This is a genomic window from Nisaea sp., from assembly GCF_034670185.1.
Lineage (GTDB): Bacteria > Pseudomonadota > Alphaproteobacteria > Thalassobaculales > Thalassobaculaceae > Nisaea.
Genome location: NZ_JAXMNY010000003.1, coordinates 140,965 through 153,978, shown reverse-complemented (window position 1 = coordinate 153,978; position 13,014 = coordinate 140,965). Strand labels below are relative to the sequence as shown.

The window sequence follows — 13,014 nt, the reverse complement described above, 5'->3', positions numbered from 1 at the left end:
AAACCGGACAACGCTCTGCGATCTCTGGGTCTCTACTTTTGTCGGGATGACGGTTTTGGGGAACACGCGCCCACTATAACCACCCACCGCAATCCGCCCGACTTGAATCAGTCGGGGTCGGGAAGCGGGATGTAGTGAATGTCGAGCCCGGTCGTATCCAGGCCATCGCCGCGCTGGACCCATTCGCATTCGGTGTAGCCAATCAGCCCGCTCGGCTCGCCGTCCTCCCGATCTGACAGCGGCAGAAGAATCCGCGCCCCAAGAGGAACCCGTTCAACCGCGGCATAGACCAAACCGGACATGTAGACGATGTCGCCGTTCTCGGCGAGTGGGCGCCAACGCTCGTGAACGATAGGCGCTGATCCCGGAGGCAACATCTCGTCAAGGTTGACGTCCCGCATCGAGAATTTTTTGGTGAACTGGGAAAAGATTTCTTCAACCTCATTTCCAGCAACCCGGTAGCTGTATTTCTCGGTTTCACGGTCGTAATCGACCAAAAAAATTCGAGACAAGGCCCAAGGAATGTCGATCGGATCGATATCGAGACGGCTCGGCATTCGACGCCCGTTACACTTCGATAACCAATAGTCGGCGATCCGGCGCAGATTGGGTTCGGCTATCAGAGAGAGATCGAAGAACTCCGCCCTCGAATAAGTGGCGATATCGTTGGGCGTGGCTCCGCGATAAGTAGCATTTCCCGCCGCCGTCGTGCTTCGATTCATTTATTCAAAGCCTCATTCTTAAGTCACGTAGTCTCCGGACACGAAGCGATCCGCCCGTATGGGTGAGAACCCGAATAACATCGAAGCATGAATATCAGATTAATCGCGTTTTTCTGACTTGAAGAAACCATGCTCCGGTTCTGCAATTCGGGACTCTGAAGTCCGGGTTATACGGCACGGCTCTGCTCCAAATCACTCTCAACGCAGCCCTCACTAACGGCCATTCGCTCCACTATTCATTCTCCGCGCCCCGTTTATCGACGCGCGCTCACCCGCCAGAATACACTCAAACGAAAATTGGCTCGGGCCCCGGGGAGGCCTTTCAAAATGATACCGACACTCGACAGTATCCTCGCCCTGCTCACCATGGCCCTGCCGCTGATGGGCAGCCCCGGCCCGGCCATCGTCGCTGTCACCGCGAACGGGGCGGCGTTCGGGGTGCGGGCCAGTCTGCCATTTCTGTTAGGCATTTATGCCGGAGTCTTTACTGTGCTGTGCCTAACCGCGTCCGGTGTTACCGGGTTGCTGCTCGCCGTGCCCGGTGCCGGCCCGGTTCTTGTCGGTGCCGCGATCCTCTACATGCTCTATCTCGCCTACAGGATCGCCACGGCGCCTCTGCCCGGCATGCATGCCGATGCGGGAGGCGCCGCGCCGGGTTTTGCCTCTGGCTATACCGTGTCGATGATCAATGTGAAGGCCTATACTGTATTCAGCGCGCTCTATGCCGGGAACGTTCTTATCGAGACGGACCCGATTACCGACACGCTGTTCAAGCTTGGCGTGCTGACCTGTATCATGCTGTTCGTGAACGGCACCTGGCTGGTGTTCGGCGGTGTGTTCGCCAGCTTTATCCGATCCCCGAAGATCGGCAGGGCCTTCAACATCGTCATGGCGATATTGCTGCTGGTCTCGGTCGCGCTTGCGGTAAAGCCATGAATACGGCCTAACTGCTACTGGCTCTTACCTCCACACGTCTGGATCCCGCGTGTCCCTTTTCTTGTTTGTCAGCACCGCCCTGATCTGGGCCACGGGGGCGTTTGTGACAACCCTGCAGGCCGGTATCGTGCCGATTCCGGTCTCGGTCGGCTATCGCATGCTGCTGATGACCGTCGCCATGCTCAGCGTGATCGTTGTGACCCGCACCCCGCTCCGGGTACGCCGCGCGGACCTGCCCTGGCTGGCGGTGCACGCGGCGACCTTCTTCGCCCTGAACTTCATCTGTTTCTATAACGCCACGACCTATATCCCGAGCGGCGTTGCGACGCTGGCCCTGTCCACCTCGCCGATCTTCGCCACCATCATCGGCTTTCTGATGCTTGGAGAGACCGTGCGACCACGCGCCGTCCTCGGCATGGTGATCGGTATCGGCGGGCTCGGCGTGATCGTCGCACCGGACATTGCCGGTCTCTCCGGCGGGTCAACATTGCTATTCGGCATGCTCTGGGGGCTCGGGGCGTCGTTCGGCACCGCGGTCGGGACCGTCATCGGCGCCCGCAACCACCGCGCCAGCGTCCCACCCTTCGCCGCGAATTTCTGGGGCGCCCTCGGCGGCGCCATGATCTGCCTCGCGGTTGCCGGCGTAGCCAGCCAGCCCTTCACCTTCGACTGGTCGCTGCGCTATGTCGGGTCCCTGCTCTATCTCGGGATCGCCGCGTCCTGCGTGGCCTTCCTGATGTTCTTCAGCCTGGTCACCCGGATCGGGCCCGGTCGGGCAGCCTATATCTTCACCGTCGTGCCGGTGATGGCGCTGCTGATCTCGACCGTCCTGGAAGACGTGGCGCTGACCGCAGCGATCGTCGGCGGCACGGCCATGATCCTGACCGGCAACGTGCTTGTCCTGAAGCGCTAACCGGGCCTGACACTATCCGGAGCGGCGCCGATCCTCTTCCAGGGCTTTCTCGTCCCAGACCTGAACAAAGCGCATCTGGCTCGAATTGATCTCCAGCGCCGTCAGCACACCCGTATTCACCGCGCCCGTATCGATACCGATGCGGTGATCGTGCACCAGCGGCTCCCCATGGTTCCACTCGACCGTGTGGCCATGCACAACGGTCAGCTCGAACGGCCAGACGTCCGGGTGGAGGAAGGGATCGCGAATCCAGCAAAGCGTTTTCAGGGTCTGCGCATTGAGTGGCTGGCGCGGATCGATACCTGCATGGACGAAGAGGTAATCGTCGACGCGGTAAGTGACCGACATATTCCTGATGAAGTCCAGCACCGGCTCCGGCAGGCGCCGCCGGGTCTGCATGATCATGTCGCGGGCGCCGACCAGCCGGCTGATGCCGAGACTGTGCCAGGTCTCCTCGCCGCCATTGGCGCCCCAGAACCGGAGGTCTTCATCCTCAAGGGTGCCGTCCACCGCCTGACGCAGCCAGTAATCGTGATTACCGACAAGGCAGATATCCTCGACCGGCTTTTTGGTGAACGCGCTCAGACCGCCCAGCGCAAGGCCGAGCACTTCCAGGCTGTCCGGCCCGCGGTCGATCAGATCGCCCAGCAGGATCGCCGTCACCCGCTCCGGTTTCAGCCGGGCGACATCCTCCGCAATCGCTCCATAGAGCGCGGTCAGCAGATCGGCCCGGCCATGCACGTCGCCGATCGCCACCACCATATGCCCGTTGCTGACCTGCCGCGGTACTTCGCGCCATTCATAGCGGCGTATTTCAAGTTGCGAGTCCAGTTGGCTCTCCGGCATTGATTTCGACAAAGGACATCTTAGGGCGACAGATCACCATCGTGTCCAGAACGCAAATCGACACGTCCGGGTGCCGCACCGAAGAGAGGGACGGCACCGCCCCATAATGGCTATGATGCGCCGGGCCCACGGACAGAGCTTTGATCGCATGGAAAATTACGGGACACCGGTTGTGCGAAAAGTGCCGCTTCTGGCAGGCCTCGTTCTTTTTTGCATCATGCTGCTGGCAGACCCGCCGGCGGCTTTCAGTCCCGCCGGGTGGCACGCCATGGCCGTCGCTGTCCTGATGGCGGTCTGGTGGATCGGCGAGGCATTGCCGTTGCCCGCGACAGCCCTTCTGCCCGCTCTGCTCTTCCCCTTGCTCGGGGTCACGGGTGCGAAAGAGGCGGCCGCGCCGTACGCGCATCCGCTGCTGTTCCTGTTTCTCGGGGGCTTTCTGCTCGGCGCGGCAATCTCCGGCTCGGGGCTTCACAAGCGGCTCTCCTTCACCATCCTGCGGCTGACCGGGACCGGAAGCAGCCGGCTTATCGCCGGGTTTCTCCTGGCTGGAGCCCTGCCCTCGATGTGGATCAGCAACACGGCCAGCGCGATCATGCTGCTGCCCGTCGCCCAGGCAGTTCTCACCGGGGCGCCGCCACGATGCCAGAAGGCACTGCTCCTGGCTGTGGCCTACGGCTGCTCCATCGGCGGTGTCGCAACCCTTATCGGTACCCCGCCGAACGCGATGCTTGCCGCCTATCTCGATCAGGCACATGGCCAGGCGCTCGGATTCGGGGAATGGATGCTGGTCGGCCTTCCAGTCAGTTTCCTGCTGCTTGCGCTGGCCTGGCTAGTCCTGAGCCGGCTTGCCTTCGGCACGGTCGAGCAGCTTGAAGCGGAGGCTATGCCTTCGCCGCCGGGACCAATGACAGTCCGGGAGAAGCGCATGCTCGTCATCCTGACCCTGACAGCGCTGGCATGGGTTTTCCGACCAGCCATCGCTGTCTATTTTCCGGCGCTCAGCGATACCGCGATCGCGCTCTCCGCCGGTCTTGTCCTGTTCGCAATTCCCTCGGGAGAAGAACGCCGTCCGCTGCTGACCTGGGAGGAAGCACGCGGCATCCGCTGGGGCGTTCTGCTGCTGTTCGGCGGCGGTCTCTCGCTCGCCTCGGCCCTCACCGAAACCGGCCTGGCCGCGACACTAGCCGCTTCTCTGTCGGATATAACCGGGGACCTGCCCGCTGCCGCGGCGACAGGGCTTTCAGTTCTCACGGTTCTGCTGACAACGGAGCTGGCAAGCAACACCGCATCAGCGGCTGCTTTCCTGCCGATCATGGCCGGGCTGGCCCAAGCGCTCGGGCTGCCCCTGTTCGCCCTGCTCGCTCCGGTGACCCTGGCCGCGAGCTGCGCCTTCATGATGCCGGTGGCAACGCCGCCGAACGCCATCGTTTTCGGCGCCGGCGGGCTGCGTGTCGCGGACATGGTCCGCGCCGGGATCTGGATGAATGCCGGCGCGGTCGTTGTCCTGACCGCGCTCGGCTGGGTGTTGTTGCAGCTCTTCTAGATGCGGTTGACCGCGCTCATCACAGCCCGGATCGGGGCCATGGTGATCGAGGTATCGATACCAACCCCGAACACACTGCGGCCGTTCGCATCCGGCACATTGAGCTCGATATAAGCGGCCGCCTCGGCCCGCGAGCCGACCGAGCGCGTGTGCTCGGTATAGTCCTTCAGCCGGAAATTGAGCCCGAATTCATGGCGCAATCCGTTCACGAAAGCCGAAATCGGACCGTTGCCTTCGGCCTCGACCACATGATCCTTGCCCTCATGCTTTACCACCGCCGTGATGTGCTCGCGCTCGTTCGAGCCTTCCAGCGATCTGGACTTGAAGGACACCAGGCTGAAAGGCGCGTCCGGCTGATGGATAAATTCCGCATCGAAGGTCGACCAGATAGTCTCGCTGTCGATCTCCTTGCCGGTTGCATCGGTGATCTTCTGGATCGCCTGGCTGAACTGGGCCTGTGCCGGCTTCGGCAGCTTGATCGCGTGGTCGGTTTCGAGCAGGTAGGCAACCCCGCCTTTACCAGACTGGCTGTTGACCCGGATGATGGCCTCGTAATCACGGCCAATATCCTGCGGGTCGATCGGCAGGTAGGGCACTTCCCAATGCGGATCGTTCGCCTTTCGGATCGCCTGCATGCCCTTGTTGATCGCATCCTGGTGCGAGCCGGAGAAGGCCGTGTGCACCAACTCGCCCGCATAAGGGTGGCGAGGATGGATCGGCAACTGGTTGCAATATTCCGCTGTCTCCATCAGGCCGTTGATGTCGGAGAAATCCAGCTCCGGGTCGATGCCCTGGGTGAAGAGATTCAGGCCGAGAGTAATCAGATCGACGTTGCCGGTCCGCTCGCCGTTACCGAACAGGGTGCCTTCGACACGGTCGGCACCGGCCATGATCGCCATTTCCGTAGCGGCAACCCCGGTTCCCCGGTCGTTGTGCGGATGGACGCAGAGGATAATTGAATCCCGGCGGGTGAAGTGCCGATGCATCCACTCGATCTGATCGGCATAAATGTTCGGGGTCGACATCTCGACCGTCGAGGGCAGGTTGATGATCACCGGGTTCTCCGGCGTCGGCTGCCAGACATCCATCACCGCTTCGCAAACTTCCAGCGCGTATTCCAGCTCGGTGCCGGTGAAGCTTTCCGGAGAATATTGCAGGCGCACCCGGGTGCCGGCCTCTTCCAGGCGGGCGAGCCGCTCCTTGACCATGGTCGCGCCTTCGACGGCGATCTTCTTGACTCCTGCCTGGTCCTCATTGAACACAACCCGGCGCTGCAGCTCCGAGGTCGAGTTGTAGAGATGGACGATAGCGCTCTTGGCGCCCATCAGGCTTTCGATGGTCCGTTCAATCAGATGCTCGCGGGCCTGGGTCAGCACCTGGATGGTCACGTCATCCGGGATCAGGCCGCCCTCGATGATCTCGCGGACGAAATTGAAATCGGTGTCTGACGCGCTCGGGAAGCCGACTTCGATTTCCTTGAAGCCCATCTCGACCAGCGTCTTGAACATCCGGTGCTTGCGCGCGCTGTCCATCGGATCGACCAGTGCCTGATTACCGTCCCGCAGATCGACACTGCACCAGATCGGTGCCTTGTCGATGATCTTCGAGGGCCATGTCCGGTCCGGCAGATCGACCCGGGAATAGGCGCGGTATTTTTCGATCGGCATGTGGTTCATCACTTCAACTCCCATGGGCGGCGCATTTTCCTGTGAGCGCCTGCCCGTTTTCAACATTCAAATTCTATTCCTGAATGCGCGCGTCCTTCGAACCGTGCCTGCAAAAAGGCCGACGGAGAAGAGTCTCTGTTCGATTGTGTGAGGCGGGATGGTGATCCATCGGCAACGCATCAGCACGGCTCAAGCATAGACGAGCGACGTGACCCGGACTCTCTAAAGAGCCGGGATCCTAAGTCGTAGCGCGAAGCTGAGGTGCGTGTGCGTCAACATATCGCGCGAAAAATAGCCAGAATCCGGTATACCAGTCAAGCTAAGAGCGTGCAGTTTGACCTGGATCATTAATCCTGGTCGAAAAACGCAAGAGACTTAAGCTGCAAAAACCGGGAGAGAGGCTGTGAACCTCTTCGATATCTGCCGCAACGAGCTGGACCGGATCAAGGCCGAGGACCGCTATCGCGTGTTCGCCGATCTGGAGAAGCAGGCGGACAAGTTCCCCTACTACAAGCACCACCGGGACGGCGACGTGGAACAGGTGCTGGTATGGTGTTCGAACGATTATCTGGCGATGGGGCAGAGCGATGTGCTGCGAAGCGCAGTGCATGAGGCCGTGGAACAAACCGGCGTCGGCGCCGGCGGTACACGCAACATTTCCGGCACCAGTCACTATCATGTCGCGCTTGAGGAAGAACTCGCGGACTGGCACCGGAAGGAAGCGGCCCTGCTCTTTACGTCCGGCTATATCGCCAACGAGGCCAGCCTTTCCACCCTGCTCAGCGCGTCGCCGAACATGGATGTGTTCTCCGACCAGAAGAACCATGCCTCGATGATTCAGGGCATTCGCAAGGGCAAAGCCCGCAAACATATCTTCCGGCATAACGACCTCGCGCATCTGCGCGAGTTGCTGGAAGCGGCCGATCCCGAAAGCCACAAGATGGTCGCCTTCGAGAGCGTTTATTCAATGGATGGCGATATAGGCCTGATCGAGGAGATCTGCGATCTCGCGCATGAATTCAACGCGATCACCTATCTCGACGAAGTCCATGCGGTCGGCATGTACGGGCCACGCGGCGCCGGCATCGCCGAGCGGGACGATGTGCTGGACAAGGTTGACCTGATTGAGGGAACGCTCGGCAAGGCCATCGGCGTGCATGGCGGTTATCTCGCCGGTCCGGCCCACGTGCTGGATTACATCCGCAGCGTCGCCCCCGGCTTCATTTTCACCACCTCCCTGCCCCCGATGGTCGCTGCCGCGGCCACCGCGAGCATCAGGCACCTGAAGGAAAGCAGCCAGGAACGAGCGATGCAGCAACGGCAGGCTGCCCGTCTGAAGGAAGCGTTCCGCGCGGCTGGCCTGCCGGTCATGCCGTCCGAAAGCCATATCGTGCCGTTACTGGTCGGCGACGCGGCCAAGGCCCGAGAGTTTTCAAACCGGCTGCTCTACGATCACAATATCTACGTGACCGCGATCAACTACCCCACCGTGGACACGGGAACGGAGCGCCTGCGCTTCACGCCAACGCCGCGCCATACCGACGCGATGATCGCGGAGCTGGTGGATATTCTGGTGCCGATGTTCAATGAAGCGGGGATCCGGAAGAGCGCGTAACGAGCCTCCCATGACGTCATCCCTGCCGCAGAGCAGGGACCCAGATGATCATTGAACTCAGCTTTATGATCCCTGGGTCCCGTCTTTCGACGGGATGACGGCTAAGTATGGGACAATGGTTGAAGGGCCTGTTTAAACCCCGAGCTTTTCCTGGATCAGCGCCGCATTTTCATCGAGCTCGGCAGTCGTCCCCGTCCAGACCACCTGGCCCTTTTCGACCACATAATGCCGGTCCGCGATCCGCTTTAAATCATCGATGTTCTTGTCAATGACAAGGATCGCCTGGCCCGCCTGTTTCAAACGCTCCAGACAATGCCAGATCTCCTGACGGATCAGCGGGGCCAAGCCCTCGGTCGCTTCGTCCAGGATCAGAAGCTTCGGGTTGGTCATCAGCGCCCGGCCGATGGCGAGCATCTGCTGCTCGCCGCCAGACAGAAGATTAGCCATCGACGTCATCCGGACTTCCAGTTCCGGGAACATGGCAAGCACGCTCTCGACGGTCCAAGGGTCACGGGAATTGAAGCGGTTCGCCGCGGTCGCCACAAGGTTCTCGCGCACACTGAGATTCGGGAAAACCTGGCGGCCTTCCGGCACCAGCCCGATGCCGTAGCGGGCGATCCGGTATGCCGGTGCCCTGGTGATGTCGTCCGCCTCGAAGACGATACGGCCTGACGAAGGGCGAACGATGCCCATGATCGAGTTCACAGTCGTGGTCTTGCCCATGCCGTTCCGCCCCATCAGCGTTACGACCTCGTTCGAGCCGATTTTCAAACTCATTCCGAACAGGGCCTGGCTGGCGCCGTAGAATGTCTCGATCTGTTCTACTCTCAGCATCACGCCACCTCGTCGCCGAGATAGGCCCGGCGCACGGCCTCGTCACCGCGAATCTCCTCGGGTGTCCCGGTCGCGATGACGCGACCGTAGACCAATACCGAAATCCGGTCCGCCAATGCGAAGACCGCGTCCATATCGTGCTCGATCAGGAGCATGGTCTTTTCGCCTTTCAGACTGCGCAGGATCTCTACCATGCGCTTGGATTCCTCCACCCCCATCCCCGCCATCGGCTCGTCGAGCAGCAGCAGGACCGGTTTTGTCGCCAGGGCCATGGCAATCTCAAGCTGGCGATGCTCACCGTGAGACATGGCCTGAGCAACGTCATTGGCTCGATCCTGAAGCCCGACAGCCCGAAGCGCGGCCATCGCAGGCTCCGTCAGAGCCGGATCCTTACGGGCCGCCCGCCAGAACCGGAACGAGTGTCCGGCATGGGCCTGAACCGCGAGTGAGACGTTCTCAAGCACTGTCATGTCCAGCATCAGGCTGGTGATCTGAAAAGACCGGGCAAGACCGAGCAACGAGCGCTTGTAAGCAGGTGTGCGCGTCATGTCGCGACCGTCGAAGCGGATCGTCCCGCCGTCCGGATCGATCTCGCCCGAAAGCTGGGAGATCAGCGTGGTCTTGCCGGCGCCGTTCGGGCCGATGATCGCATGCAGCTCGGACTTGCGGACATCGAGGTCGACATGATCCGTCGCGGCGATCCCGCCATAACTCTTGTAGAGGTTCCGAACCTCGAGAAACGCGCCGCTCATGACCGTCCTCCGATACCGGATTTCATACCGATCCAGCGGAACATTCCGTTGATGCCCCCACGGGTGAAGATCACCACCAGGATCAGCATCGCGCCGAATGGAAAGTGCCAGTACTGGGTCAGGCGGGAGAGATATTCCTCCAACAGGATAAAGACCGCCGTCCCAAGCACTGGCCCGAACAGGCTCCCCGCGCCACCGAGCACGACCATGAAGATCAGCTCGCCTGAATGCACCCAATCGCCCATCTCGGGCGTGATGAAGTTGGTGAAGTTACCGAGCAGCGCCCCGGCATAACCGCAGATAGCGCCGGAGATCACGTAGCAGACAAGGCGATACCGATAGGTCGGAAACCCGACGGCCTGCATCCGGCGCTCGTTCCCCTTGGCGCCGGAAATCACCATGCCGAAACGGGAATGCACGATCCTGTAGACCAGCCCCAGCACTGCGATCAGAGAGACCAGGACGAAGTAATAGAGGGTGAAATTGTCCTCGATATCGAGGAGCCCCGCGAACTCGCTGCGCATGTTGATGGTCAGGCCGTCATCGGCGCCATATTCCTCGATCGACACGAAGGTGAAATACACCATCTGCGCGAAGGCCATGGTGATCATGATGAAATAGACGCCCTTGGTACGCAGCGCGATGGCGCCAGTGACGAGAGCGACTGCCGCCGATGCGAAGATGGCGATGGCGAACTGCAGAAAGCCGTCATAGACATCGTAATAGGCAGGAATACCGACGGCATAGGCGCCAATCACCAGATAGGCAGCATGGCCGAAGCTGACCATCCCGCCATACCCGAGGATCAGGTTAAGCCCGACCGCGGCGATGCTGAGAATCATCAGACGCATGAACAGATCGATCAGGAAGATGTTGTCGACCCATTCGGCAAGTAACGGCAGCAGGGCAAGGAACCCGAGCCCAGCGACCATGACGAAGGCCGGAAGGCCCGTTCTGAACAGCAATGTCATGGGTCAGCGCACCTTCGGCGGGAACAGGCCCTGCGGCCGGAAGGCCAGCACCATGGCCATCAGGATATAGATCGCCATGGCGGACAAGGCCGGCGCCGATGTCTCGGCGCTCTCGGACGACATGAAGAGTTTCAGTAGCTGGTCGAGGAAGGAACGCCCCATCGTGTCAATCAAGCCGACCAGCATTGCGGCAACAAAGGCGCCTTTGATGGAGCCGATACCGCCGATGATGATGACGACAAAGGCCACGATGATGATCTCGTTCCCCATGCCGATACTCGCTTCCGTGATTGGCGCGATCAGCATACCGGCAAGCCCCGCAAGCGCGGCGCCAACGGCGAAAACCAGCGCGAACAGTTTGCCGATATCGACCCCAAGCGCCATCACCATGGTCCGGTTCGAGGCACCGGCGCGGATCAGCATGCCGATCCGGGTATGCACCACCATGACATAAAGGAAACCCGCGACGGCAAGCCCCGTGCAGATGATCAGGATCCGGAACACCGGGAATGTATGGCCACCCATAAGGTCGATATGGCTGTCGAGAATTTCCGGCAGCGGGATGGCCATGCCGGTCGGCCCCCAGATGAAATCAACGGCCGTATCGAAGCAGAGGATCAACCCGAAGGTCGCCAGCACGTGATCCAGATGATCATGCGTGTAAAGCGCCCTGACGACGATCAGCTCGACAAGCCAGCCCAGCAAGGCGGTCAGCGGTAGCGCCAGAATGACGCCGAGAACGAAGGAGTCCGTGACCTGCACCAGGGTGGCGCAGAAATACGCCCCCATCATGTAGAGCGAGCCATGCGCCAGATTCACGAAGTCCATGATGCCGAAGACCAGCGTCAGGCCCGCAGCGAGCAGAAACAGGAGCACGCCAAGCTGCACCCCGTTCAGCATCTGAATTGTAAAAAGTCCCCAGTCCACCCAGCCGTCCTACTCAAACTTTGTTTTTGCGCCAGAGGCGAAAACTGAAACCGGCGAAGCTCTCGCTCCGCCGGTTTTCCGTCATCCAAGGAGGATGATTACATTTTGCATTCGGCTGCGTACGGGTCCTGGTGGTTTTCCATGACCGTGCTGACGATCTTGGTTGTCCAGACACCGTCTGCATCCGCAACGACTTCACGCAGATAGAAGTTCTGGATCGGGAAATGGTTGTTCCCATAGCTGAACTTGCCGCGGGTGGACGGGAAGTCAGCCTTCTTCATGGCGGCGCGCATGCCGTCTTTGTTCGACAGATCGCCATTCACCGCTTCGACCGCGCTCTTGATCAGGAAGATCGTGTCGTAGGACTGGGCAGCATAGAAGGACGGATAGTGGCCATACTTCTTCTTGAAGCCTTCGACAAACTTCTTGTTCTGCGGGTTGTCCAGGTCAGGCCCCCAATGCTGGGTATTGCGGGAGCCGAGAACACCCTGAAGATTGCCAGCCTGCAATTTCGGAAGAGCAATCGAGTCGACCGTGAAGACAGTGTAAAGCGGCATCGTATCGCGCAGGCCTGCCTGCTCGTACTGCTTGATCAGCGCACCGCCGGCCTTGCCGGGATAAAACACCCACAGGGCTTCAGCACCGGAGGCTTTCGCTTTTGCCAGTTCTGCAGAGAAATCGAGCTGCGCGTCCTTGCCCCATTTCGTCAGGTCACGACCGGCGATCTTGCCTTTGAAGGTCCGCTCCACGCCCGCAATCATGTTCTTGCCGGCGGCATAGTTCGGAGCCATGACATAGACAGACTTGACGCCGTTCTGATTCAGGACCTCGCCCATGGCCATCGGCGTCTGGTCGTTCTGCCAGGAGGTTGAGAAGAAATTCTTGTCACACTGCTTGCCGGCAATCTGAGACGGACCGGCGTTCGAGCTGATCAGGAAAGTGCCTGCATCAAGTGCGGACTTTTTCGCGGCCAGCAGAACGTGAGACCAGATGAAGCCGCCGATGAAATCGACTTCGTCCTTCTTCACGAGTTTGTCGACCTTCTGCTTGCCCACCGGAGGCTTGAAACCGTCATCCTCAATGATGAGCTCGACATCAAGGCCGGCCATCTTGCCGCCGATATCTTCCATCGCAAGATTAACCGCATCGACCATGTCTTGGCCGATGACGCCAGCCGGCGTGGTGATGGTGGTAACGAAACCTATTTTAACTTTATCGGCCGCCATTGCCGGAGCAGCAAGAAAAGCTCCCATGGCCGCGAGGGCCGTTATTTTTTTGATCATTGCAC

At 60.4% G+C, this 13,014-nt stretch carries 12 protein-coding genes; 4 read left to right on the top strand and 8 right to left on the bottom strand.

All coding sequences use genetic code 11. The features are described 5' to 3' along the window. Positions 1-107 precede the first annotated feature (107 nt). Positions 108-722 (bottom strand): PAS domain-containing protein, encoded by a 615-nt coding sequence (locus VOI22_RS14280; protein ID WP_323797134.1) that lies wholly within the window; start codon positions 720-722, stop codon positions 108-110. A gap of 327 nt (positions 723-1,049) precedes the next feature. On the opposite strand from VOI22_RS14280, the gene VOI22_RS14275 reads away from it, so the two are divergent. Continuing rightward, positions 1,050-1,658, top strand: a complete 609-nt coding sequence (locus VOI22_RS14275) for a LysE family translocator (protein ID WP_323797133.1) — start codon at positions 1,050-1,052, stop codon at positions 1,656-1,658. Between the two features lie 49 nt (positions 1,659-1,707). After that, complete coding sequence (locus tag VOI22_RS14270) at positions 1,708-2,571, top strand: DMT family transporter (RefSeq protein ID WP_323797132.1); 864 nt, start codon at positions 1,708-1,710, stop codon at positions 2,569-2,571. 12 nt (positions 2,572-2,583) lie between these two features. Here VOI22_RS14270 and VOI22_RS14265 read toward each other — a convergent pair whose 3' ends face one another. Then, the gene (locus VOI22_RS14265) at positions 2,584-3,417 is read right to left on the bottom strand and encodes a metallophosphoesterase (RefSeq protein WP_323797131.1); all 834 of its coding nucleotides are present in this window, start codon (positions 3,415-3,417) and stop codon (positions 2,584-2,586) included. A 172-nt stretch (positions 3,418-3,589) separates the two neighbouring features. Here VOI22_RS14265 and VOI22_RS14260 point away from each other — a divergent pair, with 172 nt between their 5' ends. Further along, entirely contained in the window at positions 3,590-4,960 is a 1,371-nt protein-coding gene (locus VOI22_RS14260; protein WP_323797130.1) for a DASS family sodium-coupled anion symporter, read from the top strand. Here the strand turns inward: VOI22_RS14260 and leuA are convergent. Next, positions 4,957-6,636: a 2-isopropylmalate synthase gene (leuA, locus tag VOI22_RS14255; protein ID WP_323797129.1), complete on the bottom strand. Its 1,680-nt coding sequence runs from the start codon at positions 6,634-6,636 to the stop codon at positions 4,957-4,959. The two genes, VOI22_RS14260 and leuA, sit on opposite strands and share 4 nt — an antisense overlap. 394 nt (positions 6,637-7,030) lie before the next feature. Here leuA and hemA point away from each other — a divergent pair, with 394 nt between their 5' ends. Then, the gene (hemA, locus tag VOI22_RS14250; RefSeq protein WP_323797128.1) at positions 7,031-8,242 is read left to right on the top strand and encodes a 5-aminolevulinate synthase; all 1,212 of its coding nucleotides are present in this window, start codon (positions 7,031-7,033) and stop codon (positions 8,240-8,242) included. A gap of 132 nt (positions 8,243-8,374) precedes the next feature. On the opposite strand, the gene VOI22_RS14245 is transcribed toward hemA, so the two are convergent. From VOI22_RS14245 to VOI22_RS14225, 5 genes are all read right to left on the bottom strand, one after another. Then, positions 8,375-9,076 (bottom strand): ABC transporter ATP-binding protein, encoded by a 702-nt coding sequence (locus VOI22_RS14245; RefSeq protein ID WP_323797127.1) that lies wholly within the window; start codon positions 9,074-9,076, stop codon positions 8,375-8,377. Beyond that, the gene (locus VOI22_RS14240) at positions 9,076-9,828 is read right to left on the bottom strand and encodes an ABC transporter ATP-binding protein (RefSeq protein ID WP_323797126.1); all 753 of its coding nucleotides are present in this window, start codon (positions 9,826-9,828) and stop codon (positions 9,076-9,078) included. The genes VOI22_RS14245 and VOI22_RS14240 overlap by 1 nt, the downstream gene beginning before the upstream one ends. After that, positions 9,825-10,799, bottom strand: coding sequence for a branched-chain amino acid ABC transporter permease (locus VOI22_RS14235; protein ID WP_323797125.1), 975 nt, complete (start codon positions 10,797-10,799; stop codon positions 9,825-9,827). Before VOI22_RS14235 ends, VOI22_RS14240 begins: the two co-directional genes overlap by 4 nt. A gap of 3 nt (positions 10,800-10,802) precedes the next feature. After that, positions 10,803-11,726 carry a branched-chain amino acid ABC transporter permease gene (locus tag VOI22_RS14230; RefSeq protein ID WP_323797124.1) on the bottom strand — a complete coding sequence of 308 codons (924 nt, stop codon included), beginning with the start codon at positions 11,724-11,726 and terminating at the stop codon, positions 10,803-10,805. Positions 11,727-11,824: 98 nt separating this feature from the next. Then, on the bottom strand, positions 11,825-13,009 hold the full coding sequence (locus VOI22_RS14225; RefSeq protein ID WP_323797123.1) for an ABC transporter substrate-binding protein: 1,185 nt from the start codon (positions 13,007-13,009) through the stop codon (positions 11,825-11,827). Positions 13,010-13,014: the final 5 nt, after the last annotated feature.

What these genes read in the sequence shown, in the direction of transcription:
- VOI22_RS14245 (WP_323797127.1), bottom strand. Translation starts at nt 9,076, where the DNA reads ATGCTGAGAGTAGAACAGATCGAGACATTCTACGGCGCCAGCCAGGCC.
- VOI22_RS14225 (WP_323797123.1), bottom strand. Translation starts at nt 13,009, where the DNA reads ATGATCAAAAAAATAACGGCCCTCGCGGCCATGGGAGCTTTTCTTGCT.
- VOI22_RS14240 (WP_323797126.1), bottom strand. Translation starts at nt 9,828, where the DNA reads ATGAGCGGCGCGTTTCTCGAGGTTCGGAACCTCTACAAGAGTTATGGC.
- VOI22_RS14280 (WP_323797134.1), bottom strand. Translation starts at nt 722, where the DNA reads ATGAATCGAAGCACGACGGCGGCGGGAAATGCTACTTATCGCGGAGCC.
- VOI22_RS14235 (WP_323797125.1), bottom strand. Translation starts at nt 10,799, where the DNA reads ATGACATTGCTGTTCAGAACGGGCCTTCCGGCCTTCGTCATGGTCGCT.
- VOI22_RS14275 (WP_323797133.1), top strand. Translation starts at nt 1,050, where the DNA reads ATGATACCGACACTCGACAGTATCCTCGCCCTGCTCACCATGGCCCTG.
- VOI22_RS14265 (WP_323797131.1), bottom strand. Translation starts at nt 3,417, where the DNA reads ATGCCGGAGAGCCAACTGGACTCGCAACTTGAAATACGCCGCTATGAA.
- leuA (WP_323797129.1), bottom strand. Translation starts at nt 6,636, where the DNA reads ATGAACCACATGCCGATCGAAAAATACCGCGCCTATTCCCGGGTCGAT.